This is a genomic window from Pseudomonas sp. S3E12, assembly GCF_001702295.1.
GTDB lineage: Bacteria > Pseudomonadota > Gammaproteobacteria > Pseudomonadales > Pseudomonadaceae > Aquipseudomonas > Aquipseudomonas marginalis.
Genome location: NZ_MBDT01000004.1, coordinates 128500 through 154821, shown reverse-complemented (window position 1 = coordinate 154821; position 26322 = coordinate 128500). Strand labels below are relative to the sequence as shown.

The 26322-nt window shown below is 61.6% G+C and carries 22 protein-coding genes and 1 pseudogene; 17 read left to right on the top strand and 6 right to left on the bottom strand.

Annotated elements, in window-relative coordinates:
• Window positions 1–116 precede the first annotated feature (116 nt).
• The 7 genes and pseudogenes from BB029_RS04205 (at window position 117) to BB029_RS04175 (ending at window position 9166) form a co-directional block, all read left to right on the top strand.
• Window positions 117–2867: a TonB-dependent receptor gene (locus BB029_RS04205; protein ID WP_065938325.1), complete on the top strand. Its 2751-nt coding sequence runs from the start codon at window positions 117–119 to the stop codon at window positions 2865–2867.
• Between the two features lie 103 nt (window positions 2868–2970).
• Window positions 2971–3591 (top strand): heme acquisition protein HasA, encoded by a 621-nt coding sequence (locus BB029_RS04200; RefSeq protein ID WP_065938324.1) that lies wholly within the window; start codon window positions 2971–2973, stop codon window positions 3589–3591.
• A gap of 174 nt (window positions 3592–3765) precedes the next feature.
• Window positions 3766–5502 (top strand): type I secretion system permease/ATPase, encoded by a 1737-nt coding sequence (locus BB029_RS04195; protein WP_065938323.1) that lies wholly within the window; start codon window positions 3766–3768, stop codon window positions 5500–5502.
• A pseudogene (locus tag BB029_RS04190) lies at window positions 5499–6813 on the top strand (HlyD family type I secretion periplasmic adaptor subunit). The gene BB029_RS04195 and the pseudogene BB029_RS04190 overlap by 4 nt, the downstream one beginning before the upstream one ends.
• Window positions 6810–8138, top strand: coding sequence for a TolC family outer membrane protein (locus BB029_RS04185; protein WP_065938322.1), 1329 nt, complete (start codon window positions 6810–6812; stop codon window positions 8136–8138). Before BB029_RS04190 ends, BB029_RS04185 begins: the two are co-directional and overlap by 4 nt.
• A 135-nt stretch (window positions 8139–8273) precedes the next feature.
• Window positions 8274–8702: a DUF4160 domain-containing protein gene (locus BB029_RS04180; protein WP_065938321.1), complete on the top strand. Its 429-nt coding sequence runs from the start codon at window positions 8274–8276 to the stop codon at window positions 8700–8702.
• On the top strand, window positions 8699–9166 hold the full coding sequence (locus tag BB029_RS04175; protein ID WP_065938320.1) for a DUF2442 domain-containing protein: 468 nt from the start codon (window positions 8699–8701) through the stop codon (window positions 9164–9166). The genes BB029_RS04180 and BB029_RS04175 overlap by 4 nt, the downstream gene beginning before the upstream one ends.
• Here the strand turns inward: BB029_RS04175 and trmA are convergent.
• The gene (gene trmA / locus BB029_RS04170; RefSeq protein WP_065938319.1) at window positions 9149–10228 is read right to left on the bottom strand and encodes a tRNA (uridine(54)-C5)-methyltransferase TrmA; all 1080 of its coding nucleotides are present in this window, start codon (window positions 10226–10228) and stop codon (window positions 9149–9151) included. The two genes, BB029_RS04175 and trmA, sit on opposite strands and share 18 nt — an antisense overlap.
• On the bottom strand, window positions 10225–11520 hold the full coding sequence (locus BB029_RS04165; protein ID WP_053137959.1) for an NCS2 family permease: 1296 nt from the start codon (window positions 11518–11520) through the stop codon (window positions 10225–10227). Before BB029_RS04165 ends, trmA begins: the two co-directional genes overlap by 4 nt.
• A 188-nt stretch (window positions 11521–11708) precedes the next feature.
• Between BB029_RS04165 and BB029_RS04160 the strand changes: the two genes are divergently transcribed.
• The 4 genes from BB029_RS04160 to BB029_RS04145 all read left to right on the top strand — a co-directional run bounded on the left by BB029_RS04160 (window position 11709) and on the right by BB029_RS04145 (window position 15942).
• Window positions 11709–12155, top strand: coding sequence for a DUF4879 domain-containing protein (locus BB029_RS04160; protein WP_065938392.1), 447 nt, complete (start codon window positions 11709–11711; stop codon window positions 12153–12155).
• A 96-nt stretch (window positions 12156–12251) separates the two neighbouring features.
• The gene (locus BB029_RS04155) at window positions 12252–12776 is read left to right on the top strand and encodes a (2Fe-2S)-binding protein (RefSeq protein WP_065938318.1); all 525 of its coding nucleotides are present in this window, start codon (window positions 12252–12254) and stop codon (window positions 12774–12776) included.
• Window positions 12773–13762 (top strand): xanthine dehydrogenase family protein subunit M, encoded by a 990-nt coding sequence (locus BB029_RS04150; protein WP_065938317.1) that lies wholly within the window; start codon window positions 12773–12775, stop codon window positions 13760–13762. The genes BB029_RS04155 and BB029_RS04150 overlap by 4 nt, the downstream gene beginning before the upstream one ends.
• Window positions 13759–15942 carry a xanthine dehydrogenase family protein molybdopterin-binding subunit gene (locus BB029_RS04145; RefSeq protein WP_065938316.1) on the top strand — a complete coding sequence of 728 codons (2184 nt, stop codon included), beginning with the start codon at window positions 13759–13761 and terminating at the stop codon, window positions 15940–15942. The genes BB029_RS04150 and BB029_RS04145 overlap by 4 nt, the downstream gene beginning before the upstream one ends.
• Before the next feature lie 62 nt (window positions 15943–16004).
• Here BB029_RS04145 and BB029_RS04140 read toward each other — a convergent pair whose 3' ends face one another.
• Window positions 16005–17252 (bottom strand): MFS transporter, encoded by a 1248-nt coding sequence (locus BB029_RS04140; RefSeq protein ID WP_065938315.1) that lies wholly within the window; start codon window positions 17250–17252, stop codon window positions 16005–16007.
• A gap of 317 nt (window positions 17253–17569) precedes the next feature.
• On the opposite strand from BB029_RS04140, the gene BB029_RS04135 reads away from it, so the two are divergent.
• The 3 genes from BB029_RS04135 to BB029_RS04125 are packed head-to-tail and all read left to right on the top strand — an operon-like array spanning window position 17570 to window position 20198.
• Window positions 17570–19009, top strand: a complete 1440-nt coding sequence (locus tag BB029_RS04135) for a cytochrome ubiquinol oxidase subunit I (RefSeq protein WP_027605306.1) — start codon at window positions 17570–17572, stop codon at window positions 19007–19009.
• Between the two features lies 1 nt (window position 19010).
• Window positions 19011–20018 (top strand): cytochrome d ubiquinol oxidase subunit II, encoded by a 1008-nt coding sequence (gene cydB, locus BB029_RS04130; RefSeq protein WP_027605307.1) that lies wholly within the window; start codon window positions 19011–19013, stop codon window positions 20016–20018.
• Window positions 20019–20030: 12 nt separating this feature from the next.
• Window positions 20031–20198, top strand: a complete 168-nt coding sequence (locus tag BB029_RS04125; protein ID WP_010562540.1) for a DUF2474 domain-containing protein — start codon at window positions 20031–20033, stop codon at window positions 20196–20198.
• Between the two features lie 65 nt (window positions 20199–20263).
• Here BB029_RS04125 and BB029_RS04120 read toward each other — a convergent pair whose 3' ends face one another.
• A complete protein-coding gene (locus tag BB029_RS04120; RefSeq protein ID WP_065938314.1) occupies window positions 20264–21388 on the bottom strand; it encodes a methyltransferase in 1125 nt (374 codons plus the stop codon).
• Between the two features lie 161 nt (window positions 21389–21549).
• Window positions 21550–22260 (bottom strand): LuxR family transcriptional regulator, encoded by a 711-nt coding sequence (locus BB029_RS04115; RefSeq protein WP_065938313.1) that lies wholly within the window; start codon window positions 22258–22260, stop codon window positions 21550–21552.
• Window positions 22261–22640: 380 nt separating this feature from the next.
• Here BB029_RS04115 and BB029_RS04110 point away from each other — a divergent pair, with 380 nt between their 5' ends.
• A complete protein-coding gene (locus BB029_RS04110) occupies window positions 22641–23417 on the top strand; it encodes a ferredoxin--NADP reductase (RefSeq protein WP_065938312.1) in 777 nt (258 codons plus the stop codon).
• Between the two features lie 46 nt (window positions 23418–23463).
• On the opposite strand, the gene mscL is transcribed toward BB029_RS04110, so the two are convergent.
• Window positions 23464–23880: a large-conductance mechanosensitive channel protein MscL gene (gene mscL / locus BB029_RS04105; protein ID WP_053137928.1), complete on the bottom strand. Its 417-nt coding sequence runs from the start codon at window positions 23878–23880 to the stop codon at window positions 23464–23466.
• Between the two features lie 286 nt (window positions 23881–24166).
• Here mscL and katB point away from each other — a divergent pair, with 286 nt between their 5' ends.
• Together katB and BB029_RS04095 are read left to right on the top strand one after the other, a co-directional pair.
• Window positions 24167–25708 (top strand): catalase KatB, encoded by a 1542-nt coding sequence (gene katB, locus BB029_RS04100; protein WP_065938311.1) that lies wholly within the window; start codon window positions 24167–24169, stop codon window positions 25706–25708.
• A gap of 54 nt (window positions 25709–25762) precedes the next feature.
• A complete protein-coding gene (locus BB029_RS04095; protein WP_065938310.1) occupies window positions 25763–26302 on the top strand; it encodes an ankyrin repeat domain-containing protein in 540 nt (179 codons plus the stop codon).
• Window positions 26303–26322: the final 20 nt, after the last annotated feature.

Here is a 26322-nt window from a genome sequence, read left to right as displayed (position 1 = left end):
CCCCCCCTGCGCAAAAACTTTTTAAAAAACCTTACTGACTTCCTGCGCCTCGTACGTCTTGCTAGGTGAGAAGCATTCGCATAAACAAACATACGATCAGCGCAGGGAAACCAGAAATGTCAGCACTCACCAAGGGGCGTATCACCGGTAGCCGGTTAGCCCTGGCCATCCACTTGGGTCTGTTCGCCGCGGCCGCTCCCGTGTATGCGGTGCAACCTCAGGTGGACGCTGCCCAGTCGGCGGTGCGGGTGTTCGATGTCCCGGCGCAATCCTTGGGCAGTGCCGTATTGGCCTTTGCCGACCAGGCCGGTCTGCAGGTGCTGTTCGACAGCCCGCGCCTGCAAGGCTTGCGCAGCACCGCGCTCAAAGGCAGCTTCAGCGTGCAGGAAGGCCTTGGCCGTTTGCTCGGTGCCACGCCGGTGGAGTACCGCTTTACCGGTGAGCGCCAGGTCACCCTCAACCGTGTCAGCGACGACCACGACGGCGCCATGACCGTGGGCACCACCACCATCACCGGCAACACCAACGGCCAGGCCAGCGACTGGGTGTACCAGACCCCAAAGTCCGTGGCGGTGATCAGCCGCGACATGATCGATAAACGTCCGCCCCGTCACGCCGCCGACATGCTCGAAGAAACCGCCGGCGTCTACACCGCCGTCAACCAGCGCGACCCTGGCCTGTCGGTGAATATTCGCGGTGTGCAGGACTATGGCCGGGTGAACATGAACATCGACGGCATGCGCCAGAACTTCAACGTCAACGGCCACCAGCAGCGCAACGGCACCATGCTGATCGACCCGGAGTTCATCTCCAGCATCGAGATCGACAAAGGCAGCCAGTCGGGGCAGGGCGGTGCGGCCGTGCTGGGCGGCATTGCTTCGTTCAAGACCCTGGATGCCAGTGAGTTCCTCAAGGACGGCAAGGACTACGGCGGCCGCCTTCGCGCCGGCAGTGGCATCGGTGAGCTGGGTAACGGCACCGACTTCAACGGCAGTGGCGTGTTTGCCTTTGGTGATGAGCGCGGCGATGTCGTGCTGGGCTACAGCGAGCGGCATTTCGGTAACTACCGCGCCGGCCGGCACAACGACGACAACCTGGGCACCAACCTGCGCGCCAGGTCATCTGCCCCTGCGGCCTTCGACGACTGGTTGAACAGCGAAGTCGGCGACACCGGCAGCGTGACCCGCTCGCAGATCGTCAAGTTCGGCCTGAACCTGCCCAACGACCAGCGCGTGCAGTTGAGCTACCTGGAAACCGACACCGACAGTAACGATGCCTGGGGCTATATCGCCAACGACCTTCAGAGCACCTACTACGTACGCACCAGCAAAAACAACCTCAACGCCAAAAACGTCGCGCTGGACTACAGCTACAGCCCGGATAACCCGCTGATCGATCTCAAGGCCAAGCTCTATTACGTCACCACCCAGATGGATCGCAGCAACGCCCCCAACCTGTCGTCGCCAGGTACCGGTAACTACGTCGGCGCCTACACCGATCACTTCCAGACCGACACCTGGGGCCTGCAGGGGGACAACACCTCACGGTTCGATTTCGGCGAACAGGGGCATGTCACCTGGAACTACGGGGTGGAGCTGTATCAGGACGAGTTCAAGCCCCGCACCAACAAAGTTGAAGCCACCAACAACCTGGGCTTGTTGCCTTACGCAGAGGGCAGCACGCCAGGGGGCAAACGCACCATCGCCAGCCTGTTCAACAACGCGCAGTACGAATATGGCGGCTGGCTGACCCTGGATGCGGGCTTGCGTTATGACCGCTATCGGCTCGAAGGCGAAACCGGCATGACCCTGTACCGGCGTGATCGCTTCTACAACAGCCTTGTCGGTGCCAGGCGTGTCTCGGAAGTGATCGAGGTCGACCGTGAAGAAGGCCAGTTTTCCCCCACCTTCGGTCTTGCGGTGAAGCCGGGCGTGGACTGGCTGCAACTCTATACCCGGTGGGGCAAGGGCTGGCGGCCACCGGCGGTGACCGAAACCTTCATGACCGGCCGGCCCCACGGTGGCGGTTCGGGAGAGCGCGTATTTCCCAACCCCTACCTCAAGCCTGAAGAATCACGGGATTGGGAAGTGGGCATGAATGTCTTCAAGGAAGGCTTGTTTTTCAGTGACGATCGCCTCGGCATGAAGGTGGCGTACTTCGATACCCGGATCGAAAACTTCTCTTTCCTCAACACCAGCGTCAGCTTGCCGGAAACCCAGGTGGGTGGATTCCTCGGGACCATGGCTTACGTCAATAACACCAACCCGACGCGTTTTCGCGGGGTCGAATACCAGCTCAATTACGACATGGGCCGCGCGTACGCCAACCTCAGCTACACCCACATGATCGGCAGCAATGAGTTCTGCTCGAAGAACTATTACATGGGCGGTGCCAAGACCACCGGGCCAAGGACTACTCGCCTGGAGCGTTTCACCCTGCCGGATGGGCGCATCAGCATACGGCCGGTCACCACCTATGAAGTGTTGGATGACGACGTCGCCAACAACAAGGAAAGCTGCGGGCGAATCATGGGGAACGCCACGTACATGCCAGCCGATCGCGGCTCGCTGACCCTGGGTACGCGCTTCCTGGAAAAACGCCTGGATACGGGTGTGCGTGTGCGCTACAGCTCGGGCAACGGCGAAAACCTCAATCAGCAGGGCTACGAGTTGATGGATCAGGCGATGTGGCCCAAGTACACGCTCTATGACCTGTACGCCAGTTACTGGATGACGGATCAACTGAACATTGCACTGGCGTTGGAAAACGCCACCGATGAAGCCTATTTCGTCGCCATGGGCGACGCCAACAACCTCAGTCTGGCGCGCGGGCGAACCCTGAGCGGCATGTTGGAATACAAATTCTGATCAGCGTGCGCAGGCACTTGATCAACGGTTTTGCCCATGGGTGGGCAAAAAGGCGCGCCGCACCGGCGTGCTCATCAACAACGTTGTTTAACGAGGTTTAGCGATGACTATTTCTGTTAGCTACGATTCGGGCCTGGGTTCTCTGTCGGTATCGGACTACCTGAGCTCCTGGGCAGTGGGGTTCAACACCGCAGGGCACGGCACCAGCAACACCGGCGGCTTCAGCAACGGCACCCTCAGCGGCGACCAGTATTCGACCCACGGCGCCAACAACTCCGAGTACGCGTTCATCGCCGACAGCGACACCAGCAATGGCCTGCACTATGTGTTCAACCCGTCGTTGCCCGCCAGCAGCAACCTGAACCACTACCTGTGGGGCGACCTGGATAACGTGCAACTGGGCACAGGCCTGGGCGGCGGCAATGGCAGCGACTTCTCCCTGAGCGACTTCAAGGTCGCGTTCAACGGCCTCGACCTGAGCGCCGCCGAGGGCGCCGGCCGGGCTGGCAACGAAGTACAAAGCGTGATCTACGGTTTGATGCAGGGCAACACCGCCGCGCTGGAAACCGTGCTCAACAACCTGCTCGACGACTTCGGCCTGTCCACTGCCAGCACCTTCGACGAAGTGTCGGCGGGCCTGGCGGCACACGCCAGCGCAGTGTCCACCGACGTTGCCCTGGTGGGCGTGCAGGACGTGGCACAGGACTGGGCACTCGCCGCCTGAACCTGCTGCCGCCTGAAAAAAGCGAATGGAAGATCGCTCTCCCATTCGCCGTATTACACCGCCGTCGCCCAAGCCTTCTAACTCTTCCGGCGACGGCGGTGCCGAATTCTGCGCAGCGCCGTATCGGCTGTCAACGCGGCGACGCTGCACGTTCAACCCCACGAGAATCCCCAGATGCGCCACGTCGGCAACGAAACCCTGGCCGCCCTCACGGCCTATAAAAGTGGCTTCTTCAACATCGGCCTGTTCTCGGCGGTGATCAACCTGCTGATGCTGGCTCCGGCGCTGTACATGCTGCAGGTATATGACCGGGTGCTGGCCTCGGGTAATCAGATGACCCTGTTGATGCTGACGCTGATGATCCTCGGCCTGTTCGGCCTGATGGGCGCGTTAGAGTGGGTGCGCAGCCAGGTGGTGATCCGCCTCGGCACGCAGATGGACATGCGCCTGAACCAGCGGGTCTATGACGCCGCGTTCGAAGCGCAACTCAAGGGCGGCACCCAGGCGGCAGGCCAGGCGTTGCATGACCTGACCACCTTGCGCCAGTTCGCCACCGGCCAGGCGCTGTTCGCGTTTTTCGATGCGCCGTGGTTTCCGGTGTACCTGCTGGTGATCTTCCTGTTCCACCCCTGGCTTGGCCTGCTGGCGCTGGGCGGCGCGGCGATACTGATCGCGTTGGCGTGGATCAACCACCATGTCAGCCAGGCGCCGATGGCCGAGGCCAGCCAACTGTCCATCCACGCCAGCCAGCAGGCCACGGCCAACCTGCGCAATGCCGACAGCATCGAGGCCATGGGCATGCTCGCCACCTTGCGCGGGCGTTGGTTCCACCAGCACCAGGCGTTCCTCGCCGAGCAAAACCTGGCCAGTGAAAAGACCGCCGCCGTCACCGCCTGGTCCAAGGGTGTGCGCCTGGCCTTGCAATCGCTGGTACTCGGCCTGGGCGCGTTGCTGGCGGTGCAGGGCGATATCACGCCAGGAATGATGATTGCCGGCTCGATCCTGATGGGCCGGGTGCTGAGCCCCATCGACCAACTGATCGGCGTCTGGAAACAATGGGGCTCGGCGCGCCTGGCCTACGAGCGCTTGTCGCAGCTGCTGGCGGCCAACCCGGCGCGACCGCCGCGCATGAACCTGCCGGTGCCCAAGGGCCAGTTGAGCGTCGAGCACATCAGCGCCTGCGCCCCCGGCAGCCGTCGTCCGGCACTGGTGAACCTGGGGTTCAACCTGCCAGCGGGGGACGTGCTCGGCGTGATCGGACCTTCCGGCTGCGGCAAATCCACCCTGGCGCGGGTGCTGGTGGGCGCCTGGGCACCACTGGCCGGCAAGGTGCGGCTGGACGGTGCCGACCTGGCCCAGTGGGACAAACAGCAACTCGGCCCGCACATCGGCTACCTGCCCCAGGACATTCAACTTTTCGCCGGCAGCATCGCCGACAACATCGCGCGGTTTGCCGAGCTGGAGGCCGACAAAGTCCTCGCTGCCGCGCAAATGGCCGGCGTGCATGAACTGATCCTGCAACTGCCCCAAGGCTACGACACGCAGTTGGGGGAGGGCGGTGCGGGGTTGTCCGGTGGGCAAAAGCAACGCGTGGCCCTGGCCCGTGCGCTGTACGGCCTGCCGGCGTTGATCGTGCTGGATGAGCCCAACGCCAACCTCGACGAAGTGGGCGAGCAGGCGCTGCTCCAGGCCATCACCCAGCTTAAGCAGCAGCGCCGCACGGTGATCCTGATTACCCACAAAGCCAATGTACTGAGCCTGACCGACCAGTTGCTGATCCTCAAGGACGGCCAGTTGCAGGCCTTTGGTCCGACGGCGCGGGTGCTGGAGGCGCGGCAGAAACCGGCAGCCTCCAAACCGGTGTCGACCCTGAGCATGAGCTATCGCCTCGGCGAAGGAAAACAGGCATGAGCATGAGTAAGCCGGTGCTGGTCAGCGACCGCCCTCACACGGTGTTGGCGCTGGATGACAAAAAATATTCGCGCCTGGGCTGGTTGTTGGTGCTCGGCGGCTTTGCCGGATTTATCGGCTGGGCCGCGTTGGCGCCGCTGGACAAGGGCGTGGCGGTGTCGGGCAAGGTCATTGTCTCTGGCCATCGCAAGACCGTACAGCATCCTGCCGGGGGCATCGTCGAGCGTATCGAGGTGCGTGACGGTGATGTGGTCAACGCCGGCCAGGTGCTGTTGCGCTTGAAGGAGACGCCCTTGCGCGGGCAGATGCAGTCGCTGCGCAGCCAGTACCTGGCGTCCCTGGCCAGCGAGGCGCGCTAGCGAAGGTCTGCCCGCCATCACCTTCGGTCCTGAATTGCTCAACGAGCCGGAGGCCGCCAACACCTTGAACCTGCAACGGCAACTGTTCACCAGCCGCGCCCAGGCGCTGGCCACCGAGCAGCAAGGCCTGCGCGAAACCATCGCCGGCGCCGAGGCGCAGTTGCGCGGCACGCGGGATTCCCAGGCGAGCAAGCTGCAGCAACGCGCGGCGTTGAATGAGCAACTGCAAGGGCTGCGCGAGTTGGCGCGCGATGGCTATATCCCGCGCAATCGCCTGCTCGACAGCGAGCGCCTGTACGCCCAGGTCGACGGCGCGATTGCCGAAGACTACGGACGCATCGGCCAGTTGCAGCGCCAGGTTCTGGAATTGCGCCTGCGCATCCGCCAGCTCGGCGAAGACTTCCAGAAAGACCTGCGCGGCCAGTTGGCCGAGACCCGCACCCGCAGCGATGACCTGCGTAACCGCCTGGCGTCGGCCGAGTTCGAACTGGCCAACAGCCTGGTGCGGGCGCCGGCCTCGGGGGTGGTGGTCGGGTTGGAGGTGTACACCGAAGGCGGCGTGATCAAGCCCGGCCAGGCCCTGATGGACATCGTGCCCCAGGGCGAAGCGTTGTGGGTGGAAGCGCGGGTGCCGGTGCAAATGATCGACAAGGTGCATCCGGGCCTACCGGTGGAGTTGCTGTTCTCGGCGTTCAACCAGGCCACCACCCCACGGGTGGCCGGTGAGGTGACGCTGGTCTCCGCCGACCGCCAGGTCGATGAGCGCACCGACGAGCCTTATTACACCGTGCGTGCCCAGGTCAGCGCAGCGGGCATGCAACAACTGGACGGCGTGCGGATTCGTCCGGGCATGCCGGTGGAAACCTTCATCAAGACCGGTGAGCGTTCGATGCTCAACTACCTGTTCAAACCCTTGCTGGACCGTACCCACATGGCCCTGGTGGAAGAATGAAGGCACTGTTTTTTACCCTGTGCCTGAGCGTTACACCGGCGGTACATGCCTTGGGTTTGCTCGACGCCTACGACCTCGCCCTGCGCAATGACCCGACCTTTCAGGCCGCCATCCAGGAGCGCGAAGCCGGCGAAGAGAACCGCGTGATCGGCCGTGCAGCGTTATTGCCGAACCTGTCCTGGAGCTATAACAACTCGCGCAACGAATCCGAAGTTACCCAAAGCACCGCCGTTGGCGATGTCACCAGCGACCGTGATTACCGCAGCTATGCCTCGACCCTGACCTTGCAGCAACCGTTGCTGGACTACGAAGCCTATGCGCGCTTTCGCCAAGGCACGGCCCAGGCGCTGATGGCCGATGAGCGCTTTCGCGGCAAGAGCCAGAAGCTGGCCGTGCGTGTGCTCAGTGCCTACAGCCAGGCGCTGCTGGCGCAGGAGCGTATTGAGTTGAGCCGCGCGCAGAAGCGAGCATTTGCCGAACGCCTGCAACTTAATGATCGCTTGCTCAAAGGCGGCGAAGGCACCCGTACCGATGTACTGGAAACCCAGGCGCGCTTGAGCCTGGCCCAGGCGGAGGAAATCGAGGCGCTGGACGCCCAGGACAGCGCCTTGCGCGAGCTGGAAGCGATTGTCGGCCAACCGTTGCAGATCGAAGAGCTGGCCCCTTTGACCCGTCAATTCGACATCCCGCCGCTGGAGCCCAATCGCTTCGAAACCTGGCGTGAACTGGCCATGGCCAACAATCCAGAACTCAAGTCCCAGCACCATGCGCTGGACGTGGCGTCCTACGAAGTGGAGCGCAAACGCGCCGGGCACATGCCCAAGGTCAGCCTGTACGCCAGCAGCCGCCAGACCAGCTCCGATTCGGAAAGCAGCTACAACCAGAGGTACGACACCCACAGCGTCGGCATCCAGATCAGCCTGCCGTTGTTTGCCGGCGGGTCGGTGTCGGCCTCCACGCGCCAGGCGGCCAATCAACTGTCCCAGGCCCAATACGAGCTGGACGCACACACCTCGGCGACGCTGGTGGAGCTGCGCAAGCAATTCAACCTCAACACCAGTGGCGCGGCGAAAGTGCGTGCCTACGAGATGGCCGTCAGCTCAGCCACCGCGCTGGTCATCGCCACCAAAAAGAGCGTCAGCGGCGGTGAGCGGGTCAACCTCGACGTGCTCGACGCCGAACAACAACTCTTCACTGCCCGCCGCGACTTGGCCAATGCGCGGCATGCGTATCTGCTGGCCAGGATTCAGTTGAAGTATTACGCGGGGTTGCTGAGCGAGCAGGACTTGCGGGCGTTGGCGGGGTACTTCCAGCCTTCGGCATGAGTGGTTACAACCCGGCATTCGCCGGGTTTTTTGTGGTTACTAATCTGTGAAACAGCTTCGGGAATTGGGAGCCGGTTGTCGGGTTGCAGGGGGAAATTGTTACCTGGCGGAAAATAACCTAACGGATGGGTTACGATGAAAGTAGGTGCTTACAAGGGATATGTCATCTCGGTGTTTATCAGGGACGAGCATTGTCCGCCTCATGTACATGTCAGGGGCAGGGAATGGGATGCGCGGTTTCGTTTCAGTTTTTTGGATGGGGACGTTGAATTGTGGGACGTAGAGCCTGAACGGAGGCGGCCACCCACTGCGGTCCTGAAGGAAATACGCGAGGTAATCATGCAGCGACATTATCTGGCACGGGCACGCAAGATTTGGTGGGAAAAACTGCAAACGGTTTGCCTGGAGAATCATTCCTGGAACTGGGACACCAGTGAATTGGTTCCAGGGTTAGTCATTCGACGTGGTGTCTACGTCATCGCAAGCGCCTGGCACGACGCTGTAGCGCAACGGACTATTTTGAATCTGGTAAGAGCGCCAGATTGCGTGGGGATTAATTTATGAAAATCGTAAAAGCCAAAGTCATACCTTATGTACCTCTCACTGACGCCGACATCGACAAGGCAATCGCCCGTGGCCGTAGGCTAAAGCGCCTGTACGCCAACGCCAGCAATGTGCGTTATGTAGACGACTGCATTTCCATCGGTTTCAGCGACGGCAGCCGCGTCATGTTGCCGGTGGCCGGCCTGCCGGAGTTCGAAGGGTTTTCAGAGGAAGATTTCCAGCAGTTGGAAGTCAGTTTCGGTGGCAAGGCCATTAGCTGTGAGGCCCAGGATCTGGATGTTTCGATCACGGGCCTGATCGCCACAAGCCAGCCGCTGATGGACCTGGCCACCAGCCTGGTAGCGTCACGCAACGGTCGCAAGAGCAGCGCCGCCAAATCCGCCGCCGCCCGCGCCAATGGCAAGAAGGGCGGCCGGCCACGCAAGAAGGAACCTGAGGACGCTGAATTACCGCCGGGTCAATAACACCCCGGATTCCATATGGTGCGTCCACGGGAACTGGTCAAACATCGCACACCGGGTAATGCGGTGGGTGTCATGCAGTTGCGCAATGTTCGCCGCCAGCGTCTCCGGGTTGCAGGAGATGTACAGGATATTGTCGAAGCGCCGGGTCAGTTCGCAGGTGTCCGGGTCCATGCCGGCGCGGGGCGGGTCGACGAATACGCTACCGAATTCATAGCTCTTCAGGTCGATGCCGTGCAGGCGGCGGAAAGGGCGTACTTCATTCAGCGCTTCGGTGAGCTCTTCGGCGGAGAGGCGCACCAGGGTGACGTTACCCACCGCGTTTTCATCGAGGTTGCTCAGGGCCGCATTCACCGAGGTCTTGCTGATCTCGGTGGCCAGCACTTTACGTACACGGGTGGCCAGGGGCAGGGTGAAGTTGCCGTTGCCGCAATACAGCTCCAGCAAGTCATCCGGGCGATCGCCCAAGGCTTCGTATGCCCAGTTGAGCATCTTCTGGTTCACCGTGCCGTTGGGCTGGGTGAAGGCGCCTTCGGGTTGGCGGTAACTGAAAGTGCGGCCGCCCACGTCGAGTTTTTCCACCACGTAGTCGTGGCCGATCACATCGCGCTTGCCCTTGGAGCGGCCGATGATGCTGACATTCAAATCAGCCGCCAGCTTATTCGCCGCCGTGTGCCAGTGCTCGTCCAGCGGGCGGTGATAACACAGGGTGATCATCGCGTCGCCGGCCAGGGTGGTGAGGAACTCCACCTGGAACAGCTTGTGGCTCAGGGCAGCGCTGGCTTGCCAGGCGGCCTTGAGCTGGGGCATCAGTTGGTTGATGCGTGTGCTGGCGATGGGGAACGCTTCGATCAGGATCGGCGTGCGCTTGTCGTCCTGGGAAAACATCGCGTAGTGGCGTTCACCGCCTTCGCGCCACAGGCGGAACTCCGCCCGCAGGCGGAAGTTCTGCAGCGGCGACTCGAAGACCTGCGGCTCGGGTGCGTCGAACGGTGCCAACAGGTCACGCAAGCGCGTGACCTTGTCTTGCAGTTGAGCGGTGTAGAGTGCGGCGTCAAAAGTCATGCGTTGAACCAGCCCAGCTTGATCACGAACAGAATCGACAGAATCACCAGTGCCGGGTTGAGCTCACGGTAGCGGCCCGAAAGCAGCTTGATGGCGGTCCAGGCGATGAAACCGAAGGCAATGCCGTTGGCGATGGAGTAAGTGAAGGGCATCGCCAGGGCGGTGATCACCACCGGCGCTGCAACGGTAATGTCATCCCAGTCGATTTCGGCCAGGCCTGAGGTCATCAATACGGCGACGAACAGCAGCGCCGGCGCGGTAGCAAAGGCCGGTACGCTGGCGGCCAGCGGCGAGAAGAACAGTGCCAGCAGGAACAGGATCGCCACCACGATGGCGGTCAAGCCGGTACGGCCACCGGCGCTCACGCCCGCAGCGGATTCGATGTAGCTGGTGGTGGTCGACGTACCCAGCAGCGAACCGGCCATGGCGGCGGTACTGTCGGCGATCAGCGCACGGCCCATTTTCGGCATGTGGCCGTCCTTGCCCATCAGCCCGGCGCGCTTGGCCACGCCGATCAGGGTGCCGGAGTTGTCGAACAGGTCGACGAACAGGAAGGCGAAGATCACGCTGACCAGGCCGATGTCCAGCGCGCCCTTGATATCCAGCTGCAGGAAAGTCGGGGCGAGGGACGGCGGCATCGACATCACGCCACCAAACGCGGTGACGCCCAGCAGAATGGAAACGATGGTTACCGCCAGGATGCCGATCAGCACCGCGCCGCGTACGGCCAGGGCTTCCAGCGCAACGATCAGCATGAAGCCGAGGATGGCCAGGATAGGCGCCGGCTTGGTCAGGTCGCCCATGCCCACCAGGGTGTTGGGGTTGCCGACCACGATCCCGGCGTTGTGCAGGGCGATCAGTGCCAGGAACAGGCCGATACCGGCGGCAATCGCCGAACGCAGGGGCAGGGGAATGCTGTTGATGATCCACTCACGGATACGGAAGATCGACAGCAGGAAGAACAGCACCGCCGAAATGAATACCGCACCCAGCGCAACCTGCCAGGTGTGGCCCATGTGCAACACCACGGTGTAGGTAAAGAAGGCGTTGAGGCCCATGCCCGGTGCCAGCGCGATCGGGTAGTTGGCGATCAGGCCCATCACGGTCGAACCGATGGCCGCCGCCAGGCACGTCGCGACAAACACCGCGCCCTTGTCCATGCCGGTCTCGCCGAGGATGCTCGGGTTCACGAACAGGATGTAGGCCATGGCCAGGAATGTCGTGATGCCCGCGAGGATCTCGGTGCGCACGTTGGTGTTGTGTGCCTTGAGTTGAAACAGCTTTTCCAGCATGCCTGCTCCCTGTGACGCTAGGTTGCGTCGTTATTTGTTGACCTCTAAGTCAAAGCACAAACTGCGCCAAGCGCCTGTGGTTCCAGAGAGGATCGGAAAAAGCGGCGCATCATACCAGCAGCCGAGGCTGTGTGGCGCATGGCCTTGAGGCATACTGCGGCGACGTTCAACAGCGGGTCATCGACAGCATGAAAAAAGCCAACGCGTGGAGTCTAGCCCTGATCCCCTGTCTCGGCCTGTGGTTGGGCGCGGCACCGGTGTGGGGCGCGACTGCACCGCCCTTGAGCGAGGTGCGCGTGTTCAAGGTCGAATCGGCGCACTGCACGGAAACCATCCCGGAACGCGCGCAAAGCACCCAGATGTGCACGCACCGTGGGCCCACCCAAGTGTCGGTGATGGAAGTCGGCCTGGGTAACAACCCGATGGGGCGCTTCAATGGTGCCGAACTGAACGGGCAACGTACGCCCGTGTGCCAGGTCGGCAGCGTCAGCGAGGCCTGCAGCGGGGCAGGCACGCTGATGGGCTACATCTATGTATTTGACCTGAATGTCCAGGCCCAAGGCTGGTTCGAATACAGCAACTCGTCGATCAACGGCCCGCGGAATACCTTGAAGACCCTGCTCAATATCCGCTGATCAATCACCTTGAACGCTCAATACCCCGGGAAGTCGTACCCCTGAGACGGCGACTTTCCTGAACGCCGCGGACGTACACCAACCCGTGAGGTGTTTATGAGCGCGACCCCCAATGGCGCGGCGGCCCAGCCGTTCGTCGCCCACTCCATACGCTTGACCCTCAATGGTCAGGACCGCCAACTCGACGTATTGCCCTGGACCACGTTGCTGGATTTGCTGCGCGAGCAACTGGACCTGGTTGGCAGCAAAAAAGGCTGCGACCACGGCCAATGCGGTGCGTGCACAGTATTGCGTGACGGCAAACGCATCAACGCCTGCCTGACCCTGGCGGTGATGTGCGACGGTGCCGAATTGACCACCATCGAAGGCCTGGCCGACGGCGACCAGCTGCACCCAATGCAGCAAGCCTTTATCAAGCACGATGCCTTCCAGTGCGGTTACTGCACGCCCGGTCAGATTTGCTCCGCCGTTGGCCTGGCCAATGAAGGCCGTGCCCACGACAGCGCACAGATCCAGGAGCTGATGAGCGGCAACCTGTGCCGCTGCGGCGCCTACAGCAATATCCGCGATGCCATCGAAGAGGCTTTGCCGGCGTGCCGCGCCCAGGGAGGTGAGCAATGAATCCCTTCCAGTACAGCAAACCGGCCGATGTCCACGAAGCCGTGCACCTGAGCAGCGCGGCGTCGCGCTTTATTGCCGGGGGCACCAACCTGCTGGACTTGATGAAAGAAAACATCAGCCGCCCCGAGCACCTGATCGATATCACCGGCCTGCCGCTCAATGAGATTGAACAAACCGCCGAGGGCGGCCTGCGCATCGGCGCGCTGGTGAGCAATGCCGACTTGGCCTGGCACCCGCTGATCGAACAACGTTATCCGTTGCTGTCCCAGGCGATCCTTGCCGGCGCTTCGCCGCAACTGCGCAATATGGCCAGTACCGGCGGCAACCTGTTGCAACGCACCCGGTGCTACTACTTCTATGACGCCAGCGTGCCCTGCAATAAGCGGGAACCCGGCAGCGGCTGCCCGGCGCGCACTGGCTTGAACCGTATCCATGCGATCCTCGGTGCCAGCGAGCAGTGTGTGGCAACTCACCCGTCGGACATGTGCGTGGCCCTGGCGGCACTGGAGGCGCGGGTGCATGTGCAAGGGCGTGGTGGCGCGCGGGTTATCGAGTTTGCCGACTTCCACCGCTTGCCCGGTGATGCGCCCCAACGCGACAACCAACTGGCAGACGATGAGCTGATCACCGCCATCGAATTGCCCGCCGACCACCTGGCCCGTCACAGCCATTACCTGAAAATCCGCGACCGCGCGTCTTACGCGTTTGCCTTGGTGTCGGTGGCCGCCGCTCTCGAGTTGGACGGCGATCGAATCGTCGACGCGCGCCTGGCCCTCGGCGGCGTGGCCCATAAACCCTGGCGCGACCGTGCGGTGGAAGCCTCGCTGATCGGCCGGGCGGTCAGCCGCGAAACCTTCAGCAATGCCGCCGACGCGGTGCTGCAAGATGCCGAGCCGCTGGAACACAACGGCTTCAAGATCAAGCTGGCACGCCGCGCAATCATCCGCGCCCTGAGCGACGCCGCCGTCGCAGGAGATCGCCCATGACCGCTATTGGCAAACCCCTGGACCGTGTCGACGGTCTGCTCAAGGTCACCGGCCAGGCGCGTTATGCCGGTGAGTTTCCCGAGGACGGCCTGCTCCACGGCAGTGTGGTGTCCAGCACCATCGCCAAGGGCCGTGTGCTGGCGATCGATGCGTCCAGGGCTCTGGCCCTGCCGGGCGTGATGGCGGTTATCCATCACCTCAACCGGCCGACAATCGCCCGTTACGACGATGCCTTCCAGGATGACGATGCGGCGGATGGCTCACCGTTTCGCCCGCTGTATAACGACCGTGTGCTGTACAGCGGCCAACCCTTGGCCCTGGTGATCGCCGACAACCTGGAGCTGGCGCGGCATGCCGGCTCGCTGGTAGCGATCGACTACGCACGGGAAGACTTCGAGACCGACCTGCTCGCCCAGCAGGAACAGGCCCATGCTTCACCGCAGGCGCCGCCCAAGCCGCGTGGCAATTTCCAGGCCGAGTGGGCCGCTGCCGCCGTCAGCCTCGACCTGCACTACAGCACTCCCATCGAACACCACAACCCCATGGAACCCCACGCCAGCACCGTGCTGTATCAGCCGGACGGCACCTTGCATATCCATGACAAGACCCAGGGCCCGCAGAACTGCCAGGCCTATGTGCAAGAGGTGTTCGGCCTGGATAAAAGCCAGGTGCGGATCTTCGCCGCGTTCGTCGGTGGTGCGTTCGGCTCGGGCTTGCGCCCGCAGTATCAATTGCCGCTGGCAGTGATGGCGTCCCTGGCGCTCAAGCGCTCGGTGCGCGTCACCCTGACCCGCCAGCAGATGTTCACCTTCGGCTACCGCCCGCGCACCTTGCAGCGTTTGCAGATGGGCGCCGCCGCCAATGGTCGCCTGCTGGCATTGGGGCATACGGCGATTGGCCAGACCTCGCGCTTCGAAGACTTCAGCGAGCACGTGGTGGAGTGGAGCGGCATGCTCTATCACTGCGACAACGTGCAACTGACCTACAAACTGGTGCCGCTGGATGTATTCACGCCCCTGGACATGCGCGCGCCCGGCGCTGCCTTGGGCGTGATCGGCCTGGAGTGCGCCATGGACGAGTTGGCCAGCGCCTTGGGCATGGACCCGGTGCAACTGCGGCTGGTCAACTACGCCGAGCGCAACCAGAACGAAGACAAACCCTGGTCGAGCAAGGCCCTACGCGAGTGTTACAGCGAAGGTGCCGAGCGCTTCGGCTGGAGCCAGCGCAACCCGGAACCGCGCAGCATGCGCGACGGCTGCCAGTTGATCGGCTGGGGCATGGCCGGTGGCGTGTGGGAGGCCATGCAGATGAAGGCCAGCGCCAAGGCGCGCATCGACGCCGAGGGCAAGCTGACCGTCAGCAGTGCGACCACGGACATCGGCACTGGCACCTACACGGTGATGACCCAGATCGCGGCGCAGGCCAGTGGCGTGGCGGTTGAGGACGTGGTGTTCCTGCTCGGCGACTCTTCATTGCCCTCCGCGCCGCTGCAAGGTGGTTCGTTCACCGTGTCGTCCGTCGGCACCGCCGTGCAGCAAGCCTGCGAAGCGTTGAGCGCGAGGCTGCTGACCATTGCCCGGCAGACTTACCCGGTGTTCAAGGATGCCGAGTCCGTGCGTTTTGAAGACGGCCAACTGCACACCGGCGACGTGAGCGTGTCGTTGGCACAGCTGGTCAAGGACAGCGGTGAAGAGAGCGTGGAAGTCCAGGTCGACAGCGAGCCGGACAAAAAGCGCGAGGGTTACGCCACCGCCACCCATTCGGCGGTGTTCGTCGAAGTGCGGGTGGATGAAGACTTGGGCACGATCAAGGTCAGCCGCGTGGTCAGCGCCATTGCGGCCGGGCGGGTGGTCAACCCGAAGATGGCCCGCAGCCAGATCCTCGGCGGGGTGGTGTGGGGCATCGGCATGGCCCTGCATGAGGAGACCCAGATCGACCATCAGTTGGGCCGCTACATGAACCACAGCCTGGCCGAGTACCACATCCCGGTAAATGCCGATATCGGCGAGATTGACGTGGTGTTTGTCGAGGAACATGACGAGATCGTCAACGCCCTTGGGTCCAAGGGCGTGGGAGAGATCGGCATTGTCGGGGTGGCGGCGGCGGTAGCGAATGCGGTCTACCATGCCACCGGCAAGCGGGTGCGAGAGTTTCCGATCACCCTGGATAAGGTGCTCTGACGCGGTCCAGCAAACACTGAAGATCCAAATGTGGGAGGGAACAAGCCCCCTCCCACATTGGATCATGCAGCGGGCTTGATGCTTTCATCTACCGGCACATGCATACGATCCCGATTCGCCAGGGTCGGGAACAGTTTGATCCACACCCCGGTCACCACCAGCGTACCGATGCCGCCCATGACCACGGCGGGCACGGTGCCGAACCAATGGGCGGTAATCCCCGATTCGAACTCGCCCAATTGGTTGGAGGCACCGATAAACAGACCGTTGACCGCACTGACCCGTCCGCGCATTTCATCCGGCGTCTCCAGCTGCACGAAGGACGCACGGATCACCATGCTGATCATGTCCGCCGCGCCCAGCACCACCAGCACCGCCAGGGAAAACCAGAACGAGGTGGACAGGCCGAAGGCGATGGTCGCCACGCCGAATACGCCGACGGCGGTGAACATCACCCGGCCCACCTGCCGATCTACCGAAAAGCGCGCCAGCCACAACGACATCAACAACGCGCCCACCGCCGGCGCCGAGCGCAACAGGCCCAGGCCCCAGGCGCCGGTCAACAGGATGTCCTTGGCGAACACCGGCAGCAACGCGGTGGCGCCGCCCAGCAGCACGGCGAACAGGTCGAGGGAAATCGCCCCGAGGATGTCCGGGCGGCTGCGGATAAAACGGATGCCGGCCAGCAGTGAATCGAGGGTGGCCTTGCCTTTGTTGAGCGGGGTCTGGCGGGCGGGCAGGTTGAGGGTCAGTACACAGGCAATCAGGTACAGCGCCACCGTGGGCCCATACACCCAGACGCTGCCGAAGGCGTATAGCAAACCACCGAGGGCCGGGGCGACGATGGTTGCCAGTTGCTGGGCCGACTGCGACGAGGCCACCGCACGCGGGAACAGCGCACTGGGCACGATGCTTGGCAGCAGGGCCTGGGTGGTGGGCATTTCAAACGAGCGTGCGGCACCGAGCAGGAAGGCGAGGATGAAGATCATCTCGCGGGTCACGTTGCCGGTGAGGCCGCCGATGGCCAGGGAAAGGGCAATCAGCGCCTGCACGGTCTGGCAGATGGCCGCGACTTTGCGTCGCTCATAGCGGTCGGCCACATGCCCGGTGTGCAGCATGAACAGCACGCGCGGCACGAACTCCACCAGGCCGACCAGCCCCAGGTCGAGCACGTTGCCGGTGAGTTGGTAGAGGTTCCAGCCAATGGCCACGGTAAGCATCTGGAAGCCGCTGGCGGTGAAGATCCGTGCCAGCCAGAACGCGATGAAAGGGCGGTGGTGACGTAACAGCAACGTGGGTTCACTGGGCATCGGAAATTCAGGTCAAGGCCGGAGGGAAGGGGCAGATTAGCATCAAGCTGTAACAATTGGTTGCAAGAAGAAGGCTGAGGCAAGCTGTCACGCGGCAAAAGACCACACAGGCCAACCGCGAAAATGGGACTACTCTTTTCACTGTGATTGATCCAGATCAAAGTCATTTCAGAATTTGTTCTGGTGGCCGCAAGGCCCGACTCCCTACGTGGTTGGTTAAAAAAGAAACGAATTGAAATTCGCCAGACTCCATATCCGTGGGGGCAGTGGGTGCAGGCTCCCGCCAGCAGCCGGTATTACCTGACAGAGGAAGACTTATGTTCGGTTTGGAGGCGCTAGATCTCGCCCGAATTCAGTTCGCGTTCACCATCTCATTCCACATCCTGTTCCCGGCGATCACCATCGGCCTGGCCAGTTACCTCGCGGTGCTGGAAGGCTTGTGGCTCAAGACCCACAACGATACCTACCGTGACCTCTACCATTTCTGGTCGAAGATCTTTGCCGTCAACTTCGGCATGGGCGTGGTCTCCGGTCTGGTCATGGCCTACCAGTTCGGCACAAACTGGAGCCGCTTCTCGGACTTCGCCGGCGCCGTGACCGGGCCGCTTCTGACGTACGAAGTGCTTACGGCCTTCTTCCTCGAAGCCGGTTTCCTCGGTGTGATGCTGTTCGGCTGGAACAAGGTGGGGCGCAAGCTGCACTTCTTCTCCACCGTGATGGTGGCCGTCGGTACGTTGATCTCGACCTTCTGGATCCTGGCGTCCAACAGCTGGATGCAGACGCCGCAAGGCTTTGAAATCATCGACGGCCGCGTGATTCCTACTGATTGGCTGGCGGTGATCTTCAACCCGTCGTTCCCTTACCGCCTGATGCACATGGCGACGGCGGCGTTCGTGGCCACCGCGTTCTTCGTGGGTTCCTCGGCGGCCTGGCACTTGCTGCGCGGCAAAGACAACCCGGCGATCCGCAAGATGTTGTCGATGGCGATGTGGATGGCCCTGATCGTGGCGCCTATCCAGGCGGTGATCGGCGACTTCCATGGCCTCAACACCCTCGAGCATCAGCCGGCAAAAATCGCAGCGATTGAAGGCCACTGGGAAAACAAAGGCAATGAGCCAACGCCGCTGATCCTGTTTGGCTGGCCGGACATGAAGGCCGAAAAAACCAAATACGCCGTGGAGATTCCGTACCTGGGCAGCCTGATCCTGACCCACTCCCTGGACAAACAGGTGCCGGCGCTCAAGGAGTTCCCGCCGGAAGACCGGCCGAATTCGACCATCGTATTCTGGTCGTTCCGGGTCATGGTCGGCCTGGGGTTCCTGATGATCTTCACCGGCCTGTTCAGCCTCTGGCTGCGCCGGGGCGACAAAATGTACACGTCCAGGCCGTTCCTGTACCTGGCGCTGTGGATGGGGCCGTCCGGGCTGATCGCGATTCTCGCCGGTTGGTTCACCACCGAGATCGGCCGCCAGCCGTGGGTGGTCTACGGGTTGATGCGCACGGCGGATGCTTCTTCCGGGCATAGCCTGGCGCAGATGACGATCACCCTGGTGTTGTTCGTGGTGGTGTACTTCGCGCTGTTCGGCGCCGGCCTGGGCTACATGATGCGCCTGGTGCGCAAAGGCCCGGTGACCCACGAAGGCACGGAACCGACCCACGGTGGCCCTGGCCAGAAACGCACACCGGCCCGTCCGTTGTCCGCCGCCGATGATGGCAGCGATGACGACCACGCCCACATCCAGCACAAGGGGAATTGAGATGGGTATTGATCTTCCGCTGATCTGGGCCGTGATCATCATCTTCGGCATCATGATGTATGTGGTCATGGACGGCTTCGACCTGGGCATCGGCATCCTCTTCCCGTTTATCCCGGGCAAGACCGACCGTGACGTGATGATGAACACCGTGGCCCCGGTCTGGGACGGTAACGAAACCTGGCTGGTGCTGGGCGGCGCGGCGTTGTTCGGCGCGTTCCCGCTGGCCTATTCGGTGGTGTTGTCGGCGCTGTACCTGCCGCTGATCCTGATGCTGGTGGGGCTGATCTTTCGTGGCGTGGCTTTCGAGTTCCGCTTCAAGGCCAAGGACCACAAGCGTCACCTGTGGGACAAGGCGTTTATCGGCGGTTCGCTGGCGGCCACGTTCTTCCAGGGCGTCGCGCTGGGGGCGTTTATCGACGGGATCCCGGTGGTCAATCGCCAGTTTGCCGGCGGCTCGCTGGACTGGCTCACGCCGTTCACGATGTTCTGCGGCGTGGCGCTGATCGTGGCCTATGCCTTGCTCGGTTGCACCTGGCTGATCATGAAAACCGAAGGCCCGTTGCAGGAGAAGATGCATAACCTGGCGCGGCCTTTGGCCTTCGTGGTGCTGGCCGTGATCGGCATCGTGAGTCTCTGGACGCCGCTGTCGCACCCGGAAATCGCCTCGCGCTGGTTCACCCTGCCGAACCTGTTCTGGTTCCTGCCGGTACCGATCCTGGTGCTGGTGACCATGTACGGCTTGATCCGCGCGGTGGCGCGTAATGCCCACTACACACCGTTCCTGCTGACGCTGGTGTTGATCTTCCTCGGCTACAGCGGTCTGGGGATCAGCCTGTGGCCGAACATCATCCCGCCCTCGGTGTCGATCTGGGATGCCGCTGCGCCGCCGCAGAGCCAGGGTTTCATGCTGGTGGGCACCTTGTTCATCATCCCGTTCATCCTGGGCTACACCTTCTGGAGCTACTACGTGTTCCGCGGCAAGGTCACCCACGAAGACGGCTATCACTAGGAGGGTCGTTGCATGTCCGGCAAACCTACGTTGCACGAGATCGAACAGGCCGAGAAACAGCCGCTCTGGCGGCGCCTCGGCTGGCTGGCGATGATCTGGACCGGCAGTGTGCTGGCCCTGTTCGTGGTGGCCAGCCTGATGCGCATGTTCATGAATGCGGCCGGCCTGACCACCCACTGACATCCCGATCCGGGCTTCGCGCCCGGTTTTCAGCCCTGCTCTTCTTTTGGAAGGGCAGGGCTTTTTTATTTGCGTGCTTTGAGAATCACGAACTTGGGCGTGGCGGCGACCTGCTCTACGCCACGGAACAAGCGCGCCAACTTGCTGTGATAACCCAGGTGACGGTTGCCGACGATATACAGGGCGCCGCCTACCACCAGCGCCTCCCGCGCCTGCTGGAACATACGCCAGGCGAGGAAGTCGCCGACCACCTGCTGCTGGTGGAACGGCGGGTTGCACAGCACCACGTCGAGGGAGTCCGGCTCCTGGCCTGCGAGGCCGTCCCCGGCACGTACTGTCACCTCCCGATCGCCGAGGGCGGCTTGCCAGTTCTCAAGGGCCGATTGCACGGCCATATAGGACTCGTCCACCAAGGTGTACCGGGCGTCGGGGTTTTGCAGTGCGCTGGCAATCGCCAATACCCCGTTGCCGCAACCCAGGTCCGCCACGCGGGCACTGCCCAGGTTATTGGGCAGGTGCGGCAGGAAGGCGCGGGTGCCGATGTCCAGGCCTTCACGGCAGAACACGTTGGCATGGTTGAGCAGTTCGATGGCCGGCGCGTCCAGGGTGTAGCGCGTCGGGTAGGGCGAGACCGCCGCGGGGCGGTCGGCCAGTGTCGCAATCAGCAACCGCGCCTTCTTCACCGCCAGGGATGCATGCATCGGCCCGATATAGCGCTCCAGCAACTCACCGGCCGCCCGGGGCAGGTGCTTGACCATGGCTGCGGCAATCACTTCGGCGCCTGGCGCGAGTTGGCCTTGCAGGCGGATCAGCTGTTCTTCCAGCAATGCCAGGGTCTTGGGGACGCGGATCAGCACCCGGTCGAACGGCCCGCTGGGCACCTCGCTGGCGGGGATGAACGGCACGGCGTCAAAGGCCTTGCCATTGCGCACCAGGTTTTTATCCAGGCCCAGGGCGGCCAGGAACGAGTCGCCGCTGGAGGTCACCTGCACCCGGCCTTCCAGGCTCGCAGCCAGGGCGCCGAAGCTGTCATTGAGCACCAGCACGCGGGTCGCAGCGCTCGGTTGCTGTTCCGCCAGGTAGTTGAGCAGGTACTCGTCGGCGGCGTCGAAGGCTTGCAGCGGATCGTTATGTTGCTCTGGCTGGCGGATCAGATCGAGCTGGGCGAAGGGGCTTTCGAGCAGGGGCATGGCGAGGGAGGCTCTGGGTCATCGATGGGTGTTCGGCAGTCGGCTGCGGAACCGTCTGAGTGAACAGCGGGCGGCACCCCGTGGGAACAGCCCAGCACTCAGAATGGGTCGTAAATGTTACTTTTTTTCCTAAGGGATTACATGCGGTGTTTCAACGCTGATTAAAACAACCCCGCTTTCGAGGCGCAGAGCACGGCGGCGATCTTGTTGTTGACTCCCAGCTTTTTGAAGCAACTGCAGATATGAAAGCCCACCGTACGCTCGGACAGGCACAGGATGGCGGCAATGTCCGCAGCGGTCTTGTCCATGGCTGACCACTTGAGGATTTCGGTTTCGCGCGGGGTCAATTTGTTTGCAGGGTTAATGCTGGGCTTGTGTGCGTAAGTCTTCGCGACTACCGCATGCATCGCATGGCACAGCCACAGGACCTGGCCGGCTTTTTCATAAAGCTCCTGCGGGGTCACTTCACCCGCACTGCGACCCAGGGTCAGCATGCTGAACACACCCTGGAAATCATGCACGGCTTGGGTCCATCCCAAATGCACACCAAAGGATTGAGCTAAAGACCACAGGTTGGGTGAGTCTTTAAAGATTTTTTCTTCCCAGACAAGGGGCAGTACACAACGTTTGCAATGTTCCACCACGGGGTCAGCGTCAAAGAAGTGGGCCTGGTTATACAGTTTGTTCCATTCATCTGGATAGTTGTTGAGGCGAACAGGTTTCGTTTGGTTGTTAGGTAGTTGAGAGCTCATCGTGAAAGAACAGTATTGGAAGCCGAGCGCGTAGGTGTGGTTGACAGCCATCTCGAAAAGAGTCGTAACCTCGCTCTCGCCTTCCAGTTTAGGAAGTCGGGTATTGCGCCAGTTGACCATTGGTAACTCTCCATGGGGTTCTGCATGACATGGGATACGTCCTGAACTCCCACTGCACGGAAATTAGTGTAGGACATGAGCTACATCGCGAGACAAAATTTTCGCTCTTGCAGGGCAGCGTTTAAGAAATTTTCTCTAAGGTCGCGGCGGGCTTAGGTAAGGGGCTTAGTGGTTTTTTTCGATTTTTTAGTCAGTTGAAGCAGCTGTAGCGGATCAACTTAGAGCGTGCTTGTAGCGCGGATAAAGGAGCTAATAGCAAATTGATCAGAGTTGATATTAGGTTGCCATTATTTTGTGCCTATATAATGCCACTACCAACCAGAGGTGTTTCCGGGCTTGAGTTTGAGGGACACTAGGGCACCTGTAGAACGGAGTCCCCCATGACGGCCAGTGCTGAGAAATTTACCCGCCAGACCTTGCTCGATGTGCAATCCCTGACCCCCAGCCTGTTTACCCTGCGAACCACCCGTGACCCCGGGTTCCGGTTTACCGCCGGTCAGTTCGTGCGCCTGGGCGTTACCAAGGCGGATGGCAGCACGGTGTGGCGTGCGTATTCCGTGGTGTCCTCGCCGTTTGATGAATACTTGGACTTCTTCTCGATTGTTGTCCCAGGCGGTGAATTCACCAGTGAGCTCAGCCGATTGCGGGTGGGCGATACCTTGATGGTGGAGCGCCAGGCTACCGGGTTCCTGACCCTGAACCGTTTCGTCGATGGCCGTGATTTGTGGATGTTAGGCACCGGCACCGGGGTGGCACCGTTTTTGTCGATCCTGCAGGACTTCGAAGTCTGGGAGAAATTCGAGCGCATCATCCTGGTGTACAGCGCGCGGGAAGCCCGGGAGCTGGCGTACCAGTCGCTGATCGAGGGGTTGGGCGAGCGGGAGTACCTGGCAGAATATGCGCACAAGCTGACCTACATCCCCATCGTGACCCGAGAGGATTATCCGGGTGCATTGAGCGGGCGTATTACCACCTCGATCGAAAACGGAGAATTGGAGCGTGCTGCCGGCGTCGAGCTGACCCCGGAACACTCCCGCGTGCTGATTTGCGGCAACCCGCAGATGGTGGATGACACTCGCCAGTTGCTCAAGCAGCGCGACATGCAACTGAGCCTTAGCCGCCGACCAGGGCAGGTGGCAGTGGAAAACTACTGGTAATGAAAAGGCGCCTCAAGGAGGCGCCTTTTTTCCAAGCCGGTACGGGTTAAAGCGGCTTGTCGTTCTGTGCCTTGAGCAGGTCGCGAATCTCGCCCAGCAGCACTTCTTCCTTGCTCGGTGTCGGTGGCAGGCTAGGCGCCACGGCTTCTTCGCGCTTGAGGCGGTTGATGGCCTTGACGCCCATGAAGATCGCGAACGCGACGATCACAAAGTCGATCACGCTCTGGATGAACTTGCCGTACGCCAGCACCACGGCAGGCACATCGCCCTGTGCCGCCTTGAGCGTAATCGCCAGGTCACCAAAGTCCACGCCACCGATCAACAGACCAATGGGCGGCATCACCACATCGCCTACAAACGAGGAAACAATTTTGCCGAAGGCGGCGCCGATGATGATACCGACGGCCATGTCGACCACATTACCTTTGACCGCGAAGGCCTTGAACTCACTGATCACGCCCATAGGTTATTCCTTGTTACAGATGAGAAGGGTGCCGCTCAGTGTAAGTCAGTCGTAACCGGCTTGCCTGATACAGCTGCTAACACTGTCAGTTTTTATCGACACATTAAATCGCAAATAGTTTGCAAAGTGCCACCAATCGCGCGCGAAATACCCGCTATTTCAGCGGCTTACCACATTATTTTCTTAATCGCCCTGGTGGTGTTTTTCTATTTATCTTCTGACTCGCGGGTCACTAGCCTCTGGCAAGCACAACTGAATGTGCATTAAAAAACCAGAGGAAACCTTGATGAAGAATCCAATGAATCGCGGCCCGGTATTGGCGCGTCATGTGCTGGTACTGGCGACCGCCAGCCTGCTTTCCCTCTCCGTACAAGCCGCTAACCTGACCCGCGATAACGGTGCTGCCGTCGGCGACAACCAGAACTCGCAAACCGCCGGCGCCACCGGCCCGGTGCTGCTGCAGGACGTGCAACTGATCCAGAAACTGCAGCGCTTCGACCGTGAGCGCATCCCCGAGCGCGTGGTGCATGCCCGCGGCACCGGCGCCCATGGCACCTTCACCGTCACCGATAACCTCAGTGACCTGACCAAGGCCAAGGTCTTCGCTGCTGGCGAAACGACCCCGGTGTTCGTGCGTTTCTCGGCCGTGGTGCACGGCAATCATTCCCCGGAAACCCTGCGTGACCCGCGCGGCTTCGCCACCAAGTTCTATACCGCCGATGGCAACTGGGACTTGGTGGGTAATAACTTCCCGACGTTCTTTATCCGCGATGCTATCAAGTTCCCCGACATGGTCCACGCCTTCAAGCCGGACCCGCGCACTAACCTGGATGATGACTCCCGTCGCTTCGACTTCTTCTCCCATGTTCCCGAGGCCACTCGCACACTTACCGAGTTGTATTCCGACTCCGGTACTCCGGCCAGTTATCGGGAAATGGACGGCAATGGCGTACATGCCTACAAGTTGATCAACGCCAAGGGTGAAGTGCACTACGTCAAGTTCCACTGGAAGAGCCTGCAAGGCATCAAGAACCTCGATCCCAAGCAAGTTACCGAAGTGCAGGGGCGTGACTACAGTCATATGACCAATGACCTGGTCACCCATATCAACAAGGGCGACTTCCCCAAGTGGGACCTGTATGTGCAGGTACTCAAGCCGGAAGACTTGGCCAAGTTTGATTTCGACCCGCTTGATGCTACCAAGATCTGGCCGAATGTACCCGAGCGCAAAGTCGGGCAGATGGTGCTGAACCGCAACCCGGCAAATGTCTTCCAGGAAACCGAACAAGTGGCCATGGCCCCGGCCAACCTGGTACCGGGCATCGAGCCGTCGGAAGACCGCCTGCTGCAAGGCCGGGTGTTCTCGTATGCCGACACGCAGATGTATCGCCTGGGCGCCAATGCCCTGCAGCTGCCGATCAACGCCCCACGGGTCACCGTCAACAACGGTAACCAGGACGGCGCGCTGAACTTCGGCAAGACCACCAGTGGCGTGAACTACCAGCCAAGCCGCCTGGAAAACCGTGAAGAGCCGCAAACCGCGCGCTACAGCCAGACGGCGCTGTCGGGCAGCACCCAGCAGGCGAAGATCCAGCGTGAGCAGAACTTCAAGCAGGCCGGCGATCTGTATCGCTCCTACAGCCCGAAAGAACGTCAGGACTTGATCGACAATTTCGGCGGCTCATTGGCCACTACCGATGACGAGAGCAAGCACATCATCCTGTCGTTCCTCTATAAGGCCGATCCGGAATACGGCACTGGCGTGGCCAAGGTCGCCAAGGGTGATCTGGCACGCGTGAAGGCGCTGGCCGAAAAACTCACTGACTGACGTTGGTTTCGGTCGACGCCCTCCCGGGCGTCGACCTCTGGCAGGAGAGAACCCATGCGTATTTCTATCGGTTTACTGATGACCATGCTGGCCTTTGTCGCCCATGCCGAGTCGCCCGACCCGGTCGCGCTCAAGGCGCAGCTCCAGGACTATTACTTCGACGCCGCCCGCCGTGGCGACCTCGACATGCTCAACACCTTCATCGACGCCGGCTTCCCCCTCAACACCCAGGACGACAAGGGCTATACCGCGCTGATCCTCGCCGCCTACCACGGCGAAAGCCCTTATGTGGAGCGTTTGCTCGCCGCCGGTGCCGACGCCTGTGTGCAGGACAAACGTGGTAACACCGCGTTGATGGGGGCGATCTTCAAGGGTGAGTTGACCATTGCCCAGCGCCTGCTGGCCACCGACTGCAACCCCGACCAACGTAACGGCGCCGGTCAGACGGCCGCCATGTACGCCGGCCTGTTCAAGCGCCTCGAGTTGCTCGACGAACTCAAGGCCAAGGGCGCCGATCTCAACGCCGAAGACCCGGCCGGCAACAGTGCTTCACGATTGGCCAGCGGTGAAATCCGGACCCCGGCGTCGCGCTGAGCTATCATCGCGGTTTTTCG